Source organism: Cryobacterium sp. PAMC25264, assembly GCF_019443325.1.
Taxonomy (GTDB): Bacteria; Actinomycetota; Actinomycetes; order Actinomycetales; family Microbacteriaceae; genus Cryobacterium.
The window spans coordinates 2116263-2135467 of sequence record NZ_CP080383.1 but is presented as its reverse complement, the minus strand read 5'-3'; the positions used below and the strand labels follow the sequence as shown (position 1 = coordinate 2135467).

The following is a 19205-nucleotide window of genomic DNA, read 5'->3' as shown; positions in this document are numbered from 1 at the left end:
TCGTGAGTCGGAGCGAAACGCTTCGCCCGCCGACCAGACTTCCCGGCACACCTGCTCTCAGTTTAGCGGGGCCGCCTACGATGGAGTGTGACCGAATCCAGCCAGCCCCGCCCATCCGGTAGCCCGACCCCCGGCCAGTCCGGCCTCGACGAACTCGTGGCCACCGTCGCCCGGCTGCGCGCGCCCGGCGGCTGCCCGTGGGACGCCGAGCAGACTCACGAGTCGCTCGTGCAGTACCTCACCGAGGAGACCCACGAGCTGATCGAGGCCATCGAGAGCGGCGACCGCGAGGACCTGCTCGAGGAGCTCGGTGACGTGCTGTACCAGGTCGTCTTCCACGCGTCGATCGCCGCGGAGACCCCCGGTGAGGAGTTCGACATCCAGGATGTCGCCGCGCGGATGACCCGCAAGATGGTCGGCCGGCATCCGCACGTGTTCGGCGACGGCGCCGAGCAGAGCCTCGAGGCGGTCGTGGCCGGCTGGGACGACGTGAAGGCGGCCGAGAAGCCGCACCGCACCAGCGTGCTCGACGGCATCCCGCAGGGCATGCCCGCGCTCGCCCTGGCCGACAAGGTGCTCGGCCGGGCCCAGAAGATCGGGCTGCTCGAAACGGATGCGCCCGGCCTGCTGCCCATCGACAGTGAGGCCGAGCTCGGCCCGATCCTGCTCGCCATAGTGTCGGCGGCCAAGGCGCAGGGACTCGACTCCGAGCGGGCGCTCCGCACAGCGCTCCGCGACCTGCAAGACGAGATCCGCGCCGCCGAGCAGGAGGGTGACCCTGAGGACGCCGGGATCATCGGCCTGCCCAGCAGCAGCTAGCCCAGCAGCCGCTAGGCGATCCGGCTTCCGGTCGGCAACCGGCGGGCGGGCGTGTTCGTGCGCCGCCAGGCCCACAGCAGGGCGCCGGCGCCGAGCAGCAGGTGGATGCCGAGCCCGACGAACCAGGACGGCACGGTCGAGTCGTAGGTCTCCTGCGAGCTGCGGTAGCCGGACGAGTCGTCGACCGTGAACGCGCCGGGGTTGCAGTAGTTGTTCTCCGAGTACAGTTCCGGCGGCAGCTGCGCGGACCGGACGGCTACGGCGATACCGCCGAACATGTCGACCGTATTGCCTCTGGCATCGAATTCGCCGGGCGCGGCATCCGCCAGCACCACGTACGGGTTCGCCGCCAGGATCCACCAGTAGTAGTCGAACCGGGGCGTCTGGTAGGTACTCGTGGTCGGTTCGGAGCAGACCACATCGGTCTGGGTGCCGGTCTCGTCGTCGTAGGTCGAGGAGACCACGGTGCGGTCGACCGACGTGCGCGTCGACTGGGTGGCCGTGCCGAGCAGGCCGAAGGAGATCAGCGTGCCCAGGCTGAGCAGTGCCACGAGCAGATAGGTCGTCACGATCGAGAACAGCGGCCGGGTCAGGATGCCTGACAGACCCACGCCCACGGCGGCGATCACGCCGAGTTCCGCGGCGAGCACAAGCAGGGACACCACGATGGTGCCCGGGGCGACCTCGCCCAGCAGCACGGCAGTGACCAGGAACGGCACCGCGGCGGCCAGGAAGGCCAGCGCCGTGATCCATGCCGCGAGGAACTTGCCGAGGATCAGCTGGCCCGTGCCGATCAGGGTGACCTGGGTGGTCGCCAGTGTGCCGGCCTCCCGGTCGCCGTTGATGGCATTGCCGCTGAGGGCGGGGGAGACCAGCGTGGCCAGCAGGAGGACGAAGAACACCACGGCGGAGAAGACCAGGCTGCCGCCGGCCTGCCAGGTGCCGGCCGCCAGCCAGACCAGCAGGGTCACCAGGCCCACCAGCACCACGAACACGCCCAGGAGCACGTACCAGGCCACGCCGCGCACACGCTGGCGCAGCTCGAGGGTGACGATCAGCCAGACCCCGGAGAGGTACTCGGCGCTCATATGGTGGCCTCCGGCCGGTTCAGTTCGAGGAAGGTGTGCTCGAGGGTGCCGACGGCAGGGCCGAACTCGGTGACGGCGACGCCGGCGCCCACCAGACGCGCCAGCAGCGTCGCGGCGTCCTCGGGGGTCGCCACCTGCACGAGCGTGCCGAGGTTGTCGACGGTGACGGCTGCGGCCGGCTCGGCGGATGCCGCGAGAGCGCGCGCCAAGACGTCGGGATCGAGCGCCCGGATGCGCCAGGACCGGTGCCTGGCGGCGGAGGTGGCGACTGCCGCGGCGCTGGCCGTGCGGCCTGCGGCGAGGTACACGGCGGCATCGGCCATCTCGTCGAGCTCGGCCAGGACGTGGCTGGAGATGAGCACCGCCACACCGTCCCCGGCCAGACGGCGAATCAAATCCCTCAGGTCACGCCGCGCTGCCGGGTCCAGACCGGAGGCCGGCTCGTCGAGCAACAGTACCCGCGGGGAGTGGACGAGCGCCCTGGCCAGGCTGAGCCGTTGCTTCTGGCCGCGGGAGAGCACCCGGGACGGCCGGTCGGCCAGAGAGCCGAGGTCGGTGAGCAGCAGGAGTTCCTCGGCCCGGGCCCTGGCGGCGGCGGGGCTTATCCGGTACATCTGCCCGGTGACGGTCAGGGCGGCCCGGGGCTCAGGGTGGGCCAGGAGCCGAGGACGTCCGGCATCCAGCCCATTCGAGCGCGCACTGCGGCCGGGTCGGTGACCGGGTCATGGCCCGCGATGCGGATCTGGCCGGCGTCCGGGGCGAGCAGGGTCGCGAGCATGAGCATCAGGGTGGTCTTGCCGGAGCCGTTGGGCCCGATGAGCGCGGTGACCGACCCGGGCGGCACGCTCAGGCTCGCGTCCGCCACGGCGTGCACACTGCCGAAGGTGCGGCGCACGCCGCTGACGGTGATGCCCTCGTGGTCTGCGTGGTCGGTGATCGGTTCGTCCATCGTTGCCCCCTCCGGCGGAATGACACCGAGTCTAGGGGCAGGCCTTCGACGGTGGCCCACCGGGCGGCGGGACGCTAACGTCGGCTCATGACCGAAACCTCCTTCAACGCCCTCCTGACCCAGCAAATCGGCAACGAGTTCGCGGCGTCCCAGCAATACATCGCCATCGCCACCTGGTTCGACAGCCAGGACCTGCCGCAGCTGGCCGCCCACTTCTACCGCCAGTCGGTGGAGGAGCGCAACCACGCCATGATGCTCGTGCAGTACCGGCTCGACCGCGGCCTCGAGGTCGTGATCCCCGGTATCCCCGCCGTGATCAACGGGTTCGCGAACATCGTCGAGCCGATCGCTCTCGCTCTCGCCCAGGAACAGCAGGTCACCGGCCAGATCGAGGCACTCTTCCGAGCCGCCCGCGCCGACGGCGACGCCCTCGGCGAGCAGGCCATGCTCTGGTTCCTCAAGGAGCAGGTCGAGGAGGTTGCGTCCATGTCCACGCTGCTGACCATCGCCCGGCGCGCCAAGGACAACCTCTTCGACATCGAGAACTTCATCGCCCGCGAGCAGGTCGGCGACGCCGGCGGCGACACCGACGCTCCCGGAGCCGCCGGCGGAGCCCTGTAACCGCACGAACCAGTCGCGGCCGGGGCCGGCCGGGGGACCTGACAGAATTGGGGCATGGCAACAGCAGTGACTCCTCCTCGCGGCATGCGTGATTTCCTCCCGGCCGACAAGGCCACCCGCGAGAGGGCGCTGGGCATCATCCGCTCCAGTTTCGCCGCGCACGGGTTCGACGAGATCGAAACGCCGGTCATGGAGGACACCGCCCGGCTGCACTCCGGGCTCGGCGGCGACAACGAGAAACTCGGCTTCGCGGTGCTCAAGCGCGGCCTCGCGCCGGCCGATCTCACGGCCGCGGCCGAGTCCGACGACCTGCTCGCCCTGGCCGACCTGGGCCTGCGCTTCGACCTCACCGTGCCGCTGGCCCGGTTCTACGCCAGCCACCGCGCCGACCTGCCCACGGTGTTCCGCTCCATCCAGATCGCCCCGGTCTGGCGAGCCGAGCGCCCGCAGAAGGGGCGCTACCGCCAGTTCATGCAGTGCGACATCGACATCATCGGCGAGGCCGGCCCGCTGGCCGAGATCGAGCTGATCACCGCCACCGTCGCCGCGCTCGACAACCTGGGGCTGACCGGCTGCTCGATCCGCATCAACGACCGGCGCATCCTGAGCACCATGCTCGCCACCTGGGGGGTCGATGGGGCCCTGACCGAGCGCGCCCTGATCACGCTCGACAAGCTCGACAAGATCGGCGTCGACGGCGTCGTGACCGAGCTGGCCGGCCTCGGCGTGAACACACCGGGCCTCGCCGACACTCTCGCCGGCTTCGCCGACGCCGGCTGGCCCGACGCGGCGGATGGGCCGGCCTGGCTCGACCAGGCAGCGTACGCCGACCTCACCGCGCTGCGCGCCGCGCTGCCCGGAGTGAGGCTGGTCTTCGACCCCACCCTCGTGCGCGGTATGGGCTACTACACCGGCACGATCTTCGAGATCGCCCACCCCGACCTGGGCTATTCGCTGGGCGGCGGCGGCCGTTACGACGGCATGATCGGCCGATTCCTCGGCTCCGACGTGCCCGCCTGCGGCTTCTCGATCGGGTTCGAGCGCATCGTCGACCTCCTGGCCGGCGACGACGGAACGGCCGAGAATGCCGTGGTCCTCGTGCACGAGAAGGATGCAGACCCGGCCGCCCTGGTGCGCCTGAAGGCGGCGCTCGTCGCCGGGGGACTGCGGGTGCGGCTGGAGAAGCGCACCAAGAACCTCAAGGCCCTGCTCGAGCGCGCGGGCGCCGCCGGCTACGGCCGGTTCGCCGTCGTGGCCGACGAGACCGTGACCGCCGACGAGCTGGTCTTCAAGCCGCTGGGCGACTGAACGGTCCATGAACGCTCGGGCGACGGGACTTCAGTCCTCCTCGCGGCTGCGCCCCGATCGCTAGACTGTCCTCGGACTGGAACACAGCGGCGTCTTCCTCGAAATCCACTCGGACTTACATCCAAAAATAGATAGACAGACAGACACAGGAGATAGTTGTGGCTCTTATTGACGCAGTTGTTGCACGCGAAATCCTCGACTCCCGGGGTAACCCGACCGTCGAGGTCGAGGTTCTGCTCGAGGATGGCACGCTCAGCCGTGCCGCCGTTCCGTCCGGCGCCTCGACCGGCGCCTTCGAGGCTTACGAGCTGCACGACGGTGACAAGAAGCGTTACCTCGGCAAGGGCGTGCTCAAGGCCGTCGGGAGCGTCACGGACGAGCTCGGCCCGGCCGTCGAGGACCTCGACGCCGCCGACCAGCGCATCATCGACATGGTTCTCAACGAGACCGACGGCACCGTCAACAAGGAGCGCGTCGGCGCGAACGCCATCCTCGGCGTGAGCTTGGCCGTCGCCAAGGCCGCCGCCAGCTCGGCCGACCTGCCCCTCTTCCGCTACCTCGGCGGCCCGAACGCACACACCCTGCCGGTGCCGATGATGAACATCATCAACGGTGGCTCGCACGCTGACAACGACGTCGACATCCAGGAATTCATGGTTGTCCCGCTCGGCGCCCCCACCTTCAGCGAGGGCCTGCGCTGGGGCGTTGAGGTCTACCACGCTCTCAAGGGCCTGCTGAAGAGCAAGGGCCTGGCCACCGGCCTCGGCGACGAGGGCGGCTTCGCCCCCAACCTGCCCAGCAACCGTGCCGCGCTCGACCTCATCGTCGAAGCCATCACGCTGGCCGGCTACACGCCCGGCACCGACATCGGCCTGGCGCTCGACTGTGCAGCCACCGAGTTCTTCAAGGACGGCGTGTACCACTTCGAGGGCAAGGAACTTTCTTCCACGGAGATCGTCGCGTACTACGCCGAGCTCCTCGAGGCGTACCCGCTCGTCTCCATCGAAGACCCGCTCGAGGAGGAGGACTGGGAAGGCTACGTCCACCTCACCGCTCAGCTCGGCGACAAGGTGCAGATCGTCGGAGACGACCTGTTCGTCACCAACCCGATCCGCCTGGCCAAGGGCCTCGAGCTCGGCGCCGCCAACTCGATCCTCATCAAGGTCAACCAGATCGGCACCCTGACCGAGACGATGGACGCCGTCGCCCTCGCCCAGCGCGCCGGCTACACGACCGTCATCTCGCACCGCTCCGGTGAGACCGAAGACACCTTCATCGCCGACCTCGCCGTCGCCACGGATGCCGGCCAGATCAAGACCGGTGCCCCGGCACGCAGCGAGCGCGTCGCCAAGTACAACCAGCTCCTGCGCATCGAAGAAGAGCTCGGCGAGGCCGCGGTCTACGCCGGTCGCTCTGCGTTCCCCCGCTTCAAGGGCTGATATCCCTCCAGCGCCACGCTTGACCTGAAGGACCCCGGCCACCGGCCGGGGTCCTTTTCGGTTGCGTGCGGGCGAGCCTGCGGGTTTCCTCAGGATCGGTGCGCCCGGCCCGTGTCGACCGATGGGGCGCCAAACATCTGGCACTCTAGAAGAGGGGCATGTTCTGCGCCCCGGTCTGCGCGCCGCACTCGGAGCGCGTCACAAACGGAGCGCATCACACTCGGAGGGACTCGTCGTGACCACGAACGGTTCGGGCATGACCCCGCCCCGCCTCCCCGGCCCGCGCCGGCCCGCGCCGCGCACTGAAAAGCCGCGCACAGAGAAGCCCCGCAGCGAGAAGTCCCGTAGCGAGAAGCCCCGCACCGAGAAGCCCCGCACCGAGAAACGCCCGCTGCAGCTCGCCACCGACGAGACCGCCGTGGGCAGCTGGCTCCGCGGCCTGCGCTTGTCGGGATTCTCCTTCGTGATGATGGGCATCCTGGTGCTCGCCGTCGTGGCGCTGGCCCCCAACGTGCGAACCTACGCCGAACAGCGCCAACAGATCGACGCCCTCAGCGCCAGCGTCGCCGACCAGCAGGCCGCCGTGGACAAGCTCAAGGACGAGCGCGAACGCTGGAACGACCGCACCTATGTCACCACCCAGGCCAGGGCCAGGCTCTCCTACGTGATGCCAGGCGACATCAGCTTCCTGGTGATCAACGACACCGGACAGAGCGTGGCCGGGGCCGCCGACAACGCCCCCGTCAGCACCGCCATCCAGGACACCGACGTCGACTGGGTCGACTCCGTCTTCCGCTCGGTGATGACCGCCGGACTCGCCCCTCAGGAGGCAGCACAATGACCAGACCGCCCTTCGATCCCGCCACCGAGGCGGACATCAGCACGGTGTCCGCGCAGCTCGGCCGCCCTGCACGCAACGTGATCGGCATCGCCGCGCGCTGCGTCTGTGGCGCACCCACCGTCGTGGCGACGGCCCCGCGACTCGCGGACGGCACCCCGTTTCCCACTCTCTACTACCTGTCGCACCCCGCCGCGACGGCGGCGTTGTCCTTCCTCGAGGCCACCCAGGTGATGAACGAGTACAACCAGATGCTGGCCGACGACGACGAGCTGCGCGAGCACTACCGGTCCGCGCACGAGAGTTTCCTCGCCGATCGGGAGATGATCGGTACCGTGCCCGAGATCGCGGGGATCTCCTCCGGCGGCATGCCCGAACGTGTCAAGTGTCTGCACGCCCTCGGCGCCCACGCGCTGGCCGCCGGTCCTGGCGTCAACCCCATCGGCGACCTCGCCCTGCTCCGTGCGGCCTGGTCGCCCGAGGTGTGCGAATGCCTCGACTACGCCCCGCCGGCGGTTCCCCCGGCCGACGCGTGAGCGCCCGCCGACTGACGCGCGGCGTGGCGGTCGCCCTCGCGGCGTCGGTGGCCTTCGTCGGCGTCGTCGGCGCCGCTCCGGCGGCCAGGGCCGACCAGGTGCGCGACCTCGAATACTGGTTGAACGACTATGGCTTCAGCCAGGCCTGGAACACCAGCAAGGGCGCCGGCGTGACCGTCGCCGTCGTCGACACCGGGGTGGACGGCAGCGTCGCAGAACTCAACGGAGCCGTCATCGGCGGCACGGATGTGTCCGGCATCGGCTCGTCCAACGGCCAGACGCCGGTCGGCGCCGACAGCAACCACGGCACCCTCGTGGCGTCGCTGATGGCCGGGCGCGGCACCGCCACCGGTGGCGGCCTCATCGGCGTGGCCCCCGAGGCCTCCATCCTCAGCGTGTCCGTGGCATTCGGCACCAGCGACGCCACCCTGAGCAACGACGACCAGATCGCCGCCGGCATCCGGTGGGCCGTGGACAACGGCGCCGACGTGATCAACATGTCGCTCACCCGCAACACCCTGGACTGGCCCACCAGCTGGGATGACGCCTTCCTCTACGCGTTCGACAACGACGTCGTCGTCGTGGCGGCCGCCGGCAACCGGGGCAGCGGCACCACCGAGGTGGGCGCACCGGCCACCATCCCGGGTGTTCTCACCGTCGCCGGCGTCGACCAGTCCAAGGACGCCAGCTTCGACGCCTCTTCCCAGGGCATCACCATCGCCGTCGCCGCTCCCAGCGAGAAGCTGGTCGGCGTCGCACCGGGCGGCGGCTACATGCTGTGGGACGGCACCAGCGCCGCCGCACCGATTGTGTCGGGGCTCGTTGCCCTGGTGCGCTCCGCCTATCCCAAACTGGATGCCGCGCAGGTGATCAACCGGGTCATCGCGACCGCCAACGCCAACGGCCACACCGTGCCGAGCCCCATCTACGGCAACGGCCTCATCGACGCCGCCGCCGCGGTCTCCGCCTCCGTGCCCAAGTCCACCTCCGCCACCCCCTCTGAGCTGCTCACGCAGTGGATCACCCTGCACCGCCGCGCCGAAAGCGCGCCGATCACCCCCGCCGAGCCGAGCACCGCCGCGCCCGTCCCCCCGCAGCCCGACCCGGCCCTGCCGGAGCGGAATCTGGCCGCAGCCTGGTTGCCGAGCCCGCTCACCCTCACCTACGTGAGCGTGCCGCTCGCCGTGCTGGTGGGGTTTGGTATCCTAGTAACGCTGTTCGGCATTGGGGCCACGCGGCATTTCAAGCGAATTCGTTCCAAGCTCTAAAATTTCGCGTATCCAAATCCTGTAGGAGGCCTTCTAATCGTGCCCAAAATTCTCATCGTCGGTGGCGGCTACGCGGGGTTCTATACCGCCTGGAAGCTCGAGAAGTGGCTGCGACCCGGCGAGGCCGAGGTCACCATGGTCGATCCGCTGCCGTACATGACGTACCAGCCGTTCCTCCCGGAGGTGGCCGCCGGATCCATCGACCCGCGTCACTCCGTCGTCGCGCACCGTCGTCACCTCAAGAAGACCAACGTCCTCACCGCCAAGGTCACCAACGTGAACCACGCGGAGAAGAAGGCCACCATCACGCCGCCCGTGGGCGAGCCGTGGGTGTTCGACTACGACATCGTCGTGGTCACCGCCGGCGCGGTCTCCCGCACCTTCCCGATCCCGGGCGTCGCCGACCAGGCCATCGGCCTGAAGACGGTCGAAGAGGCCGTCGCCATCCGTGACAAGGTGCTCACCAACTTCGACAAGGCAGCCCAGCTGCCCGCCGGACCCGAGCGCGACCGCCTGCTGACCTTCGTGGTCATCGGCGGCGGCTTCGCCGGTATCGAGGTCTTCGCCGAGCTGCGTTCGTTCGCCAGCTCGCTGCTGACCAAGTACCCGCAGATCGCGTTCGAGGACACTCACTTCCACCTCATCGAGGCCATGGGACGCATCATGCCCGAGGTGAGCGAGAAGACCGCCCTCTGGGTGATCAAGAACCTGGCCGAGCGCGGCGCAGAGGTGCACCTGAACACCCAGCTCACCTCCGCCGTCGACGGCAAGATCGAGCTCTCCACCGGCGAGTCCTTCGAGACCGACCTGATCGTCTGGACCGCGGGCGTGATGGCGAACCCCGGCGTCGTGCGCAACACCGACCTGCCGGTCGAAGAGCGCGGGCGCCTGCGCGTGCGCCCAGACCTCCGCGTGGGCACCGAGGACGAGATCGTCGTCGACGCCTGGGCCGCCGGTGACATCACCGCCGTCCCCGACCTCTCCGGCGGCGGCGTTGGCGGCTTCTGCGTGCCGAACGCCCAGCACGCCGTGCGCCAGGGCAAGCTCATGGCCAAGAACATCGTCGCGGTTCTCCGCGGCGAGGGACCTGCGGACTACAACCACAAGAACCTCGGCGCCGTCGCGGGCCTGGGTGTGGGCGTCGGAGCATTCCAGTCCGGCAACTTCGCTATCACCGGGTTCCCGGCCTGGATCGCGCACCGCGGCTACCACGGCCTGGCGATGCCGAGCTGGGAGCGCAAGATCCGCGTCGTCGCCGGCTGGGTCCTGAACGTGTTCCTCGGCCGCGACATCGTCTCGCTCGAGGCCGTTCAGACCCCGCGCGCCGTGTTCGAGGAGTTCGCCTCCCGCCCGAAGCCGCCGGCGGCAGCCCCCGCGGCCGCTCCGGCAGCAGCGGTGAAGGCTCCGCGCGCACCGCGCAAGGCGCCCGTGAAGAAGCCCGTCGAGGTCGCTGCAGCCGAGTCCGGCACGGAGACCGTCGCCGCCCCGTAAAGCACCAGTGGATGCCGCGCCAGCGCGGCATCCACTCGTGATGCCCGGCTAGTCCGGGCGTGCCCCCGTAGCCCAACCGGCAGAGGCAGGCGACTTAAAATCGTCACAGTCTGGGTTCGAATCCCAGCGGGGGCACATCAGACGTATCGGCGTCGCGTCAGGTCAGCGCAGCGCCGGCAGCACGAACCGCTGCCAGGCCCACGCGGTCACGCTCAGCACAGCGAACGCCAGCGCGAGCCAGATCAGCACCGTCGGCCCTTCGCCCTGCCAGAGCGAGAGCCAGGGCGAGAGCAAGGTGGACAGGGCCAGCCAGGCCGGCACCGTCAGGGCCGCCCAGATCGGCGGCGACCAGGCCAGGATGCTGCGCCCGCTCGTGCTGCCCAGCGGGATGAGCACCAGGACGGCCGAGCCGATCGACACGAGCACCACGGTGTTGGCGAACTCGGCCGCCAGGGTGCCGATGAAACCGCCGGGTTCCGGCAGCACGCCCACCACGAGCAGGGCCACCAGGCCGAGCACCAGCAGGGTTCCGGCTCGCATGGCGGCGAGCTGGCCGCGCTGGGCCAACACCGGTCCTGAGCGCACGACCACGCTGCCCAGCAGACCGAACAGCAGTGCGGGGTGCAGGTCGAGAAGCCGGGACGCGACGGCGGTGACGGCGATCACGGCGAGGTAACGCGGCAGGATCGTCAGGGCCACATCGACGTGCAGGGCGCGCGCTCCCCACCACTGCGGCACCAGCGCGGCCGCGGCATTCACCACGGCCAGCGCCAGGGCCACGGCGAGCAGCAGACGCAGGTACGACGGGGTCGCGGCCACCGGGCCGGACAGCAGCACGAACACCGCGGCGGCCGCGATGGCGGCACCCACACCGACCCACCGGTTCACCCGCACGGTCGGGGCCACCTCGAATTCCTCCCTGGCCCGGTTGCGCCCGGCGAACCGGTGGGTTTGGAAGAGCGGGCGTCCGTTCCGCGCCCGTGACACCGTGCCGGCCAGCAGGCGCGCCGGCACCACGAGGAGCAGCAGCGCGCCCAGGGTGAGGAGCCCAGCCTGCAACCACGGGAAGCTCGCGACGGTCCAGGGTGGGATGACCGCGGTGCTGAACTGGGTGGGGTCGTTCCAGCCGCCGGGCACGGTGAGGGTGGGTGGGAGCTCGCCCGCCTCGTCGTCGGGCGTGCTGGGAACCGGAAGCGGGGTGGCCGACGGAGTGCCCGGCGGCACCGCCGGGGCCGGCGTCGGCGTCGGCGAGTCCGTGGGCGCCGGGGTGGGGGCCGTCGTCGGCTGCGGCGCCGTGGTCGGGGCGGGCACGGTCTCGGCCGGGGGAGTGGGAGTGACCGGGGCCGTGCCGTAACTGACCCGGATCGGGGCGATTCCGGCGCTGACATTGCCCGCGGCATCCTGCTGCACGGCGCGCAGATCGTAGGAGCCGTCGGCGACACCGGACCCGGACTCGGTGCACGACCAGGTACCGCCGGAGACGACGCTGCTGCAGAGGGAGTAGGCGCCCGCGAAGACCGTCACGGTAGCGCCGTTCTCGCCCTGGCCGAAGTAGGGCGCACCTGACGGCACCGTAGAGCCGCCCGCCGGGCCCACGACGGTGGGCGGAGCCGGGGCGTCGACGTCGAATTGCAGCGTGACCGGATCGCTGGCCGGGGAGGAATCGGGGGCGCTGAAGCCGGTCTGCTGCGACGCCGTGATCTGTTCGGGCCCGCTGACCAGCCCCTGCATCAGGCAGGCCCAGGCGCCGGATCCGTCGACGGTGAAGGTGCAGCTCTGGCCGCTGGCGAGGACGGCCGTGACGGTGGCTCCCGGGTAGCCGGTGCCGCGCACGAGGCCGTTCGAGGAGGACGTTCCGGTGGGCCCGCCCGTGACGGTCGGCGGCTGCAGCACCCGCACCGAGATGGTCGCGGCGAGACCGGAGTCGCCCTCGACGACGGCCCGCAACGTCACATCGGGTCCGCTCGGCAGCCGGACGCCGCACTGCCAGGTGGAGCTGCCGTCCGGCTCGATCAAGCACAGCGGGTCGCCGCCGTTGGGCGAGAGCAGTTGGATCTTCTGGCCCGGGTCGCGGCTGCCGCCGACGCTGACGCTGCCGCCCACGAAGCTACCCGGCGCGGGGCTGTCGATGGTCGGTGCGGCGGGCGCTGGACTGGGAGACGGGGTGTCGGACTCCAACGGAGCCAGGGACGGCGTGGGGGTCGTGCTGTCCTGCGGGGTCGGTTCGGTCGTTTCGGTGGGTTCGACAACCTCGGCCCGGGTCACAGCCGCCGCGGGCGAGACCGCACCGACGAGGGGGACCACCACGAGGGCAGCCAGCAGGACCGCGACGAAGAGCATCGGGGCGCACCGGACACGCCGCCGGGATCGATCGAGCGACCCGTGCGCGCTGGAACGGCGTGACGTGATCATGGACCCCCTCAGACTATTTCAGGGGGCCGCGCCGCGATTGTCAATGTGGCGCGCCCACGCGGGGCGATCGCAGCCCACTTGTTACCCGCGTTGTTACCCGCGCCGGTTTTTCGCGCCGATCTGTCCCTCCGGGCGGTCGGTACGCCATACTGTCGACTGGGTCATCTGCCCCAGTGCAGTCTGCCCGCGGACGACGACGTTCCCGACAGCTCCAGTGAGGTGGTCAGATGACGATGACGCGGATTCCCGCTGTCGAACGGCGCAGCATCCTGGTGGATGCCGCCCTGCGGGTCGTCGCCGAGCGCGGCGTGGCCCAGGCCACCACACGCGCCATCGTGGCGGAGGCCGGTATGTCGCTGGCGAGTTTCCACTATGCCTTTGCGAGTCGCGACGAGTTGATGGCCGAACTCATCCGCCGGGTCGTCGCCCAGGAGGGCGCCGCCGTCCTCGCCGATCCGACGGACCCGGCGGGGCAGGCAGAGCCCGCACCCCTCCGCCGGATCCTCCGCGAGGGCCTGCAGCGCTACGTCGACCACCTGGCGGCCGACCCGCTCCGGGAGAAGGCGATGCTGGAGCTCACCCAGTGGGCCCTGCGCTCCCCGTCGATGCAGCCCCTGGCCCGCCTGCAGTATGAGCGTTACCACGCCCTGGCCGCCGAAGCGTTGGACTCGGCCGCCGCGCGCAGCGGAACGCACTGGGTGCACCCGCTTCCCGACCTCGCCCGCCTGCTCGTATCGCTCACCGACGGCCTCACGATCGCCTGGCTGGTCGACCGCGATGAACGCGCCACGAGCGCGTTGATCGACCTGGCCGCCGACACCCTCGCCGGGCTGGGCCGACCGGCGGGAGTATCCCCACAATGACCCGCCTGAGCGCCCCGACCAGAACGAAAGCGGTACGCCGATGAGCCTGGACCTGTCCCGTGACCCGAACGCCCCGGTCGCCGCGCCGTGGCTCACCCCGGCGAGCTATTGGCCGGGCCTCACCGAGGCCACCCGGGGCCTCGACACCCCGGTCGGGGCCCTGCACCTCGGGGCGCTCCGCCACAACACCCACGACATGCTGGGCCGCGCAGCCGGCTCGCCGATCCGGGTGGCCAGCAAGTCGTTGCGGGTGCGCGGCGTGCTCGAGGCCGTGCTCGCGCTGCCCGGCTACCGCGGCGTGCTGGCGTACACCCTCGCCGAGGCCCTGTGGCTGGCGGAGACCCTCGACGACATCGTGGTCGGCTACCCGAGCGCCGACCTCACCGCCATCCGGCGGCTCGGCCGGTCGGCCGACCTGGCCGGACGGGTGACCCTGATGGTCGATTCGATCGACCACCTCGACGTGATCGACTCCGTGCTTCCGCCGGCAGAGCGCGAACGCATCCGCGTCTGCCTCGAGCTGGACGCCTCCTGGAACGCACCGGTGCTCGGCCACCTGGGCGTGTGGCGGTCGCCCGTGCACACCCCGGAGGACGCCAGGGCGTTGGCGGTCGCTATCGTGTCCCGGCCCGGCTTCGACCTGGTGGGCCTGATGGCCTATGAGGCGCAGATCGCCGGGCTCGGCGACCGGCCGGAGGGTCACCCGGTGCGGGGCCGCCTGAACGGCTGGGTGCGCAACCGGTCGATCCTGGACATCACCGACCGCCGCGCCGCCGCCGTCGCGGCCGTGCGCCAGGTGGCGGACCTGGAGTTCGTCAACGGCGGCGGCACCGGGTCGCTCGAGAGCACCCACGCCGACAGTTCGGTGACCGACATCGCCGCCGGCAGCGGGTTCTTCGGCGGCCACCTGTTCGACAACTACTCCGGCTTCCGGCCGGCGCCGGCGGCCGCGTTCGCGCTCTCCGTCGTGCGGAAGCCCACCGCGGAATCCGCCACCCTGCTCGGCGGCGGCTGGATCGCGTCAGGCCCGCCCGGTGCGGACCGCACGCCCCGACTGGTCTGGCCGGAGGGACTGAGCCTGGTGCCGCGCGAGATGGCCGGGGAGGTGCAATCGCCCGTCACCGGCTCGGCCGCCGGTCGGCTGCGGGTGGGCGACCGGGTCTGGCTGCGGCACACCAAATCCGGCGAACTCAGCGAGCACATCAACGAGTTCGCGCTCGTCGACAACGGTATGGTGATCGACATGTTGCCCACCTACCGCGGCGAAGGCAAGGCCTTCCTGTGACCGCCACCGGCGCCACGTGGCGCAACTGGTCGCGCAGCCAGGCCGTGGTTCCGGCCCGGGTGGAGCGGCCCACCAGCACCGGTGCCGTGCAACGCGCCGTGCTCGCCGCCGCCCGGTCCGGCACCCGGATCAAGGCGGTGGGCGCCGGGCACAGCTTCTCCGGCATCGCCGTGGCACCCGGAGTGCAACTCGACCTGGCCTTCTCCGGCGTGCTGCACGTCGATGAGGCCGCCGGCCGGGTGACGCTGGCCGCCGGAACCCACCTGCACGAGCTACCCGCGCTGCTGAAACCGTACGGACTCGCGCTGGAGAACATGGGCGACGTCGACCGGCAGACCCTCGCCGGGGCCACCTCCACCGGCACCCACGGCACCGGCTCCCGGTTCCGCGGCCTGGCCGCCCAGATCGTGGCGGTGACCCTCGTCGTCGGCGACGGCGCACTGGTGCACGTCAGCGAAACCGAGAACCCCGAGTTGCTCCCGGCGGTGCGGTTGGGCCTGGGCGCCCTCGGTATCCTCGTCGACCTCACCGTGCAGTGCGTGCCGGCCTTCCTGCTGCACGCCGTCGAAACCCCCGAACCCTTCGAGGCTGTGCTGGATGCCTTCGCCGAACGCAGCGGCGCGGCCGATCATTTCGAGTTCTACTGGTTCCCGCACACCGAGACGGTGCTCACCAAGACCAACACCCGGCAGCCGCTCTCCGCGGGCCGGGCGCCGCTCGGCCGGGTGAGCCGCTGGATCGACGACGAACTGATCGCCAACGGCGTGTACCGCGCCACCTGTGCGGCCGGCGTGATCGTGCCACCCCTGGTGCCCAGGGTCAACCGGCTCGCGGACCGGCTCACGGGACACCGGGACTTCACCGATCTCTCCCACCGGGTGTTCATCACACACCGGTCGGTGCGCTTCCACGAGATGGAATACGCCGTGCCGTTGGAGCAGGTGTCCGAGGTGCTGCGCGAGGTGCGTGCCCTCATCCAGAAGCGCGGCTGGCGCATCTCCTTCCCCCTCGAGGTGCGCACCGCCGCGGCCGACGACATCTGGCTCTCCACCGCTCACGACCGGGCCACCGGTTACATCGCGGTGCACCGCTACTTCCGGGAGAACCCCGGGAAATACTTCGCGGATGTCGAGGCGATTATGCAGGCGCACGGCGGACGCCCACACTGGGGGAAGATGCACGACCTCGACGCGGATGCCCTCCGCGCGGTCTACCCCCGCTTCGACGACTTCCTCGCTGTGCGGGACCGGCTCGATCCGGAGCGTCGATTCAGTAACCGCTACCTGGAAAGAGTCCTCGGCCGATGAGCAGTAACACCCCGGCGTCCCGCGCCTGGCAGCACCGGGCGGGGGAGCTGGGAGACCGGCTGCCCACCGGATTCCAGATCGGCGCGTCGTCCTCCGCCTTCCAGATCGAGGGCGGCGCCCGCGACGGCGGCCGGGGCGAGTCCAGCTGGGACGCCTTCACCAGGCAGGGCGGGCGCATCCTCGACGGCCAGAACGCGTCGGTGTCGGCCGACCACATCGGCAAGCTCAGCGACGACGTCACGCTGCTCAGCGAACTCGGCGCCGACCTCTACAGGTTCTCCTTCGCCTGGCCGCGCCTGCAGCCCGACGGACGCGGTGCGCTCCACCGCGCCGGGGTGGCCTTCTACGACCGCCTGCTGGACGAGCTGCTCGGCACCGGCATCAGCCCGATGGCCGCACTGTCGCACTGGGACATCCCCCTGGCCCTGGCCGGCGGGTGGTTGAACCGGGACACCGCCTGGCGGTTCGGCGACTACGCCTACCAGATGGGCGAGCTGTTCGGCGATCGGATCGACGCCTGGGTCACCCTCACCGAACCGGCGACCGTGATGTTCAACGGGTACGCGATCGGCGTGCACGCGCCGGGGCAGACCCTGCTCTTCGACGCGCTGCCGGCCGCCCACCACCAGCTGCTCGGCCACGGCCTCGCCGTGCAGGGCCTGCGCGCCGCCGACGTGCGCGGCCGCATCGGCATCACCAACGCGCACACCCCCGTGCAGAGCGCCACCGACCGGGAGGCCGACCGCACGGCCGCGACGCTCTACGACCTGCTGCAGAACCGGCTCGTCGCCGACCCCGTGCTGCTCGGCCGTTACCCCGACCCGGCCGGCGAGTTCGAGACCGAACTGCGGATGCTGCACGAAATCGAACCCGACGACCTCCGCACCATCCATCAGCCGTTGGACTTCTACGGCCTGAGCTACTCCCAGCCCACCCGCATCGCTGCCGGAGCTCGCGGGCCGGTCGGAGAGGACGGGACCGGCCCCGCCCTGAACCGGCTCCCATTCCACACCGAGGTCTTCCGCGAGCATCCGGCCACCGGTTTCGGCGTGCCCATAGCGCCGGAATACCTCGCGGTGGCCCTGACCGAACTGCGCGACCGCTACAACGAAGCCCTGCCGCCCGTCTATGTCACCGCGGGGGCCGGATTCCCCGACCGTGCCGACGTGCGCGGCGAGGTCACCGACCTGGCCCGCATCGACTATCTGGCCGAGCACCTGCTCGCGGCCGTTGAGGCCGTGGCGCCTGGCGGGCCGGCCGAAGGCGTCGACCTGCGCGGCTACCTGGTGCGGTCGCTGCTGGACGGCTTCGAGTGGGAGGCGGGCTACACCCAGCGCTTCGGCCTGGTGTACGTGGACGTCACCGATCCAGCCCGCCCCCGCACCCCCAAGCTGTCCTACACCTGGCTGCAGCACGTCCTGAGCTCCCGCTAGTGACGCGAGCTGTGACTTAAGCCCCCAAAAAGTGCCCGGGGGCGTGCTTAACTCACAGTTCGCGGACTGGACTAGGGGGTGCGGCGGCGCAGGGTGACCGAGCCCAGCACCACCGCGCCGACGATCCAGCCCAGGATCACGAGCAGTTCGCCGAGCACATAGCCGGTGTCCTGGCTGCCGGAGGCCACGGCCTCGAGCGCGTCGATGGCGTGCGAGAGCGGCAGGGCGTCGCCGATCGACTGCAGCACATCCGGCAGCTGGTCGCGTGGCAGGAAGATCCCGCCGAGCAGGATCTGCGGGAATACCAGCACCGGCATGAACTGCACCACCTGGAACTCGGTGCGCGCGAACGCGCTGGCCAGCAGGCCCAGGGTGGTGCCCAGCACGGCATCCGCCACGGCGACGAGCAGCAGCAACCAGATCGGCCCGGAGATGGTCAGCCCGCAGACCAGCACGGCGTAGAGGCCCGCGATGCTCGACTGCAGCACCGCGAGTAGTCCGAAGGCCAGCGCGTACCCCACGATGAAGTCGCCGCGGCCGAGCGGCATCGACAGCAGCCGCTCCAGCGTGCCGGTGCGCCGCTCCCTCAGGGTGGTGATGCTGGTGACCAGGAACATCACGATGAACGGGAACAGCGCGATCATGGCCGGCCCGACGGACTCGAACACCGGGGTGTCCGAAAAGATCCAGGCCACCAGGCCGATCAACAGGCTCGGCACCACCAGTAGGAGCACGATCGTGCGCGGATCGTGCCGGATCTGGGTGAGCACCCGACCGGCGGTCGCGAGGGTGCGGGACGGCGTCATCACCGTTCCCCGCGCATGATCAGGGTCAGGAAGGCCGCCTCGATGTCGGTGGTCGCCGTGGCGGTGAGCAGCCCGGCCGGGGTGTCGTCGGCCAGGAGTGCGCCATCCCGCATCAGCAGCAGCCGGTCGCATCGGGCGGCCTCGTCCATCACATGGCTGGAGACCAACAGGCTCGTCCCCGCGGCGGCGAGCCCGTGGAAGAGCTCCCACAGGTCGCGGCGGAGCACCGGGTCCAGGCCCACCGTGGGCTCGTCGAGCACCAGGAGTTCGGGCGAGCCGAGCAGCGCCACCGCGAGGGACACCCGGCTGCGCTGTCCGCCGGAGAGCGACCCGGCCAACCGGCCGGAATTCGCGCCCAGGTCCGTCGCTTCGATGACCCGCGCCACGTCACCGCGGCTCGCGCCCAGCACGGCCCGGAAGTAGTCCAGGTTCTGCCGCACCGTGAGGTCGTCGTAGACGCTCGCGTCCTGGGTCACGTAGCCCACCAGGCGGCGCAGGGTCGCGGTGCCGGCCGGTCGGCCGAGTACGGTCACGGTGCCGGATTCCACGATCTGCACCCCCACGATGGCCCGCATCAGAGTGGTCTTGCCCGACCCGCTCGGACCTATCAAACCCACCACGAGGCCGGCCGGGACGGTGACGTCCAGGCCCCGCAGGACCTGCTGCGAGCCCCGTCGGGTGCGCAGGCTGCGCACCTCGATCGCCGCTGGGCGTTCCGACTGCTCCATACCTGGATTATTCG

The 19205-nt window shown here is 70.6% G+C and carries 18 protein-coding genes and 1 tRNA gene; 13 read left to right on the top strand and 6 right to left on the bottom strand.

Annotated elements, in window-relative coordinates:
- Positions 1-87: 87 nt before the first annotated feature.
- Positions 88-819 (top strand): MazG family protein, encoded by a 732-nt coding sequence (locus KY500_RS09845; RefSeq protein WP_219900413.1) that lies wholly within the window; start codon positions 88-90, stop codon positions 817-819.
- Between the two features lie 11 nt (positions 820-830).
- Here KY500_RS09845 and KY500_RS09840 read toward each other — a convergent pair whose 3' ends face one another.
- From KY500_RS09840 to KY500_RS19770, 3 genes are read right to left on the bottom strand one after another with little or no spacing between them, the layout of a single operon-like run.
- On the bottom strand, positions 831-1907 hold the full coding sequence (locus KY500_RS09840; protein ID WP_219900412.1) for an ABC transporter permease: 1077 nt from the start codon (positions 1905-1907) through the stop codon (positions 831-833).
- Entirely contained in the window at positions 1904-2521 is a 618-nt protein-coding gene (locus KY500_RS19775) for an ATP-binding cassette domain-containing protein (RefSeq protein WP_370626790.1), read from the bottom strand. Before KY500_RS19775 ends, KY500_RS09840 begins: the two co-directional genes overlap by 4 nt.
- A gap of 14 nt (positions 2522-2535) precedes the next feature.
- The gene (locus KY500_RS19770; protein ID WP_370626789.1) at positions 2536-2856 is read right to left on the bottom strand and encodes an ATP-binding cassette domain-containing protein; all 321 of its coding nucleotides are present in this window, start codon (positions 2854-2856) and stop codon (positions 2536-2538) included.
- Between the two features lie 87 nt (positions 2857-2943).
- Between KY500_RS19770 and KY500_RS09830 the strand changes: the two genes are divergently transcribed.
- The 8 genes from KY500_RS09830 (at position 2944) to KY500_RS09795 (ending at position 10492) form a co-directional block, all read left to right on the top strand.
- A complete protein-coding gene (locus tag KY500_RS09830; protein WP_066596609.1) occupies positions 2944-3477 on the top strand; it encodes a ferritin in 534 nt (177 codons plus the stop codon).
- Positions 3478-3531: 54 nt separating this feature from the next.
- Positions 3532-4785: a histidine--tRNA ligase gene (gene hisS, locus KY500_RS09825; RefSeq protein ID WP_219900411.1), complete on the top strand. Its 1254-nt coding sequence runs from the start codon at positions 3532-3534 to the stop codon at positions 4783-4785.
- Positions 4786-4943: 158 nt separating this feature from the next.
- Positions 4944-6224 (top strand): phosphopyruvate hydratase, encoded by a 1281-nt coding sequence (gene eno, locus KY500_RS09820; RefSeq protein ID WP_066596606.1) that lies wholly within the window; start codon positions 4944-4946, stop codon positions 6222-6224.
- Positions 6225-6480: 256 nt separating this feature from the next.
- Positions 6481-7065 (top strand): septum formation initiator family protein, encoded by a 585-nt coding sequence (locus tag KY500_RS09815; RefSeq protein WP_219900410.1) that lies wholly within the window; start codon positions 6481-6483, stop codon positions 7063-7065.
- Positions 7062-7598: a DUF501 domain-containing protein gene (locus KY500_RS09810; RefSeq protein ID WP_219900409.1), complete on the top strand. Its 537-nt coding sequence runs from the start codon at positions 7062-7064 to the stop codon at positions 7596-7598. Before KY500_RS09815 ends, KY500_RS09810 begins: the two co-directional genes overlap by 4 nt.
- A complete protein-coding gene (locus KY500_RS09805) occupies positions 7553-8866 on the top strand; it encodes a S8 family serine peptidase (protein WP_219900408.1) in 1314 nt (437 codons plus the stop codon). The genes KY500_RS09810 and KY500_RS09805 overlap by 46 nt, the downstream gene beginning before the upstream one ends.
- A 39-nt stretch (positions 8867-8905) precedes the next feature.
- Entirely contained in the window at positions 8906-10357 is a 1452-nt protein-coding gene (locus KY500_RS09800) for an NAD(P)/FAD-dependent oxidoreductase (protein ID WP_219900407.1), read from the top strand.
- A 61-nt stretch (positions 10358-10418) separates the two neighbouring features.
- A tRNA-Leu gene (locus KY500_RS09795) sits at positions 10419-10492 on the top strand.
- A 27-nt stretch (positions 10493-10519) separates the two neighbouring features.
- Here KY500_RS09795 and KY500_RS09790 read toward each other — a convergent pair.
- Entirely contained in the window at positions 10520-12697 is a 2178-nt protein-coding gene (locus KY500_RS09790) for a hypothetical protein (protein ID WP_219900406.1), read from the bottom strand.
- 299 nt (positions 12698-12996) lie between these two features.
- Here KY500_RS09790 and KY500_RS09785 point away from each other — a divergent pair, with 299 nt between their 5' ends.
- From KY500_RS09785 to KY500_RS09770, 4 genes are read left to right on the top strand one after another with little or no spacing between them, the layout of a single operon-like run.
- On the top strand, positions 12997-13632 hold the full coding sequence (locus KY500_RS09785) for a TetR/AcrR family transcriptional regulator (protein ID WP_219900405.1): 636 nt from the start codon (positions 12997-12999) through the stop codon (positions 13630-13632).
- Between the two features lie 40 nt (positions 13633-13672).
- Entirely contained in the window at positions 13673-14917 is a 1245-nt protein-coding gene (locus KY500_RS09780) for an alanine racemase (RefSeq protein ID WP_219900404.1), read from the top strand.
- Positions 14914-16224 (top strand): D-arabinono-1,4-lactone oxidase, encoded by a 1311-nt coding sequence (locus tag KY500_RS09775; RefSeq protein ID WP_219900403.1) that lies wholly within the window; start codon positions 14914-14916, stop codon positions 16222-16224. Before KY500_RS09780 ends, KY500_RS09775 begins: the two co-directional genes overlap by 4 nt.
- A complete protein-coding gene (locus tag KY500_RS09770) occupies positions 16221-17657 on the top strand; it encodes a glycoside hydrolase family 1 protein (RefSeq protein ID WP_219900402.1) in 1437 nt (478 codons plus the stop codon). Before KY500_RS09775 ends, KY500_RS09770 begins: the two co-directional genes overlap by 4 nt.
- Before the next feature lie 71 nt (positions 17658-17728).
- Here KY500_RS09770 and KY500_RS09765 read toward each other — a convergent pair whose 3' ends face one another.
- Complete coding sequence (locus tag KY500_RS09765; protein WP_219900401.1) at positions 17729-18463, bottom strand: ABC transporter permease; 735 nt, start codon at positions 18461-18463, stop codon at positions 17729-17731.
- Positions 18463-19191, bottom strand: coding sequence for an ABC transporter ATP-binding protein (locus tag KY500_RS09760; protein WP_219900400.1), 729 nt, complete (start codon positions 19189-19191; stop codon positions 18463-18465). The genes KY500_RS09765 and KY500_RS09760 overlap by 1 nt, the downstream gene beginning before the upstream one ends.
- Between the last annotated feature and the right edge of the window lie 14 nt (positions 19192-19205).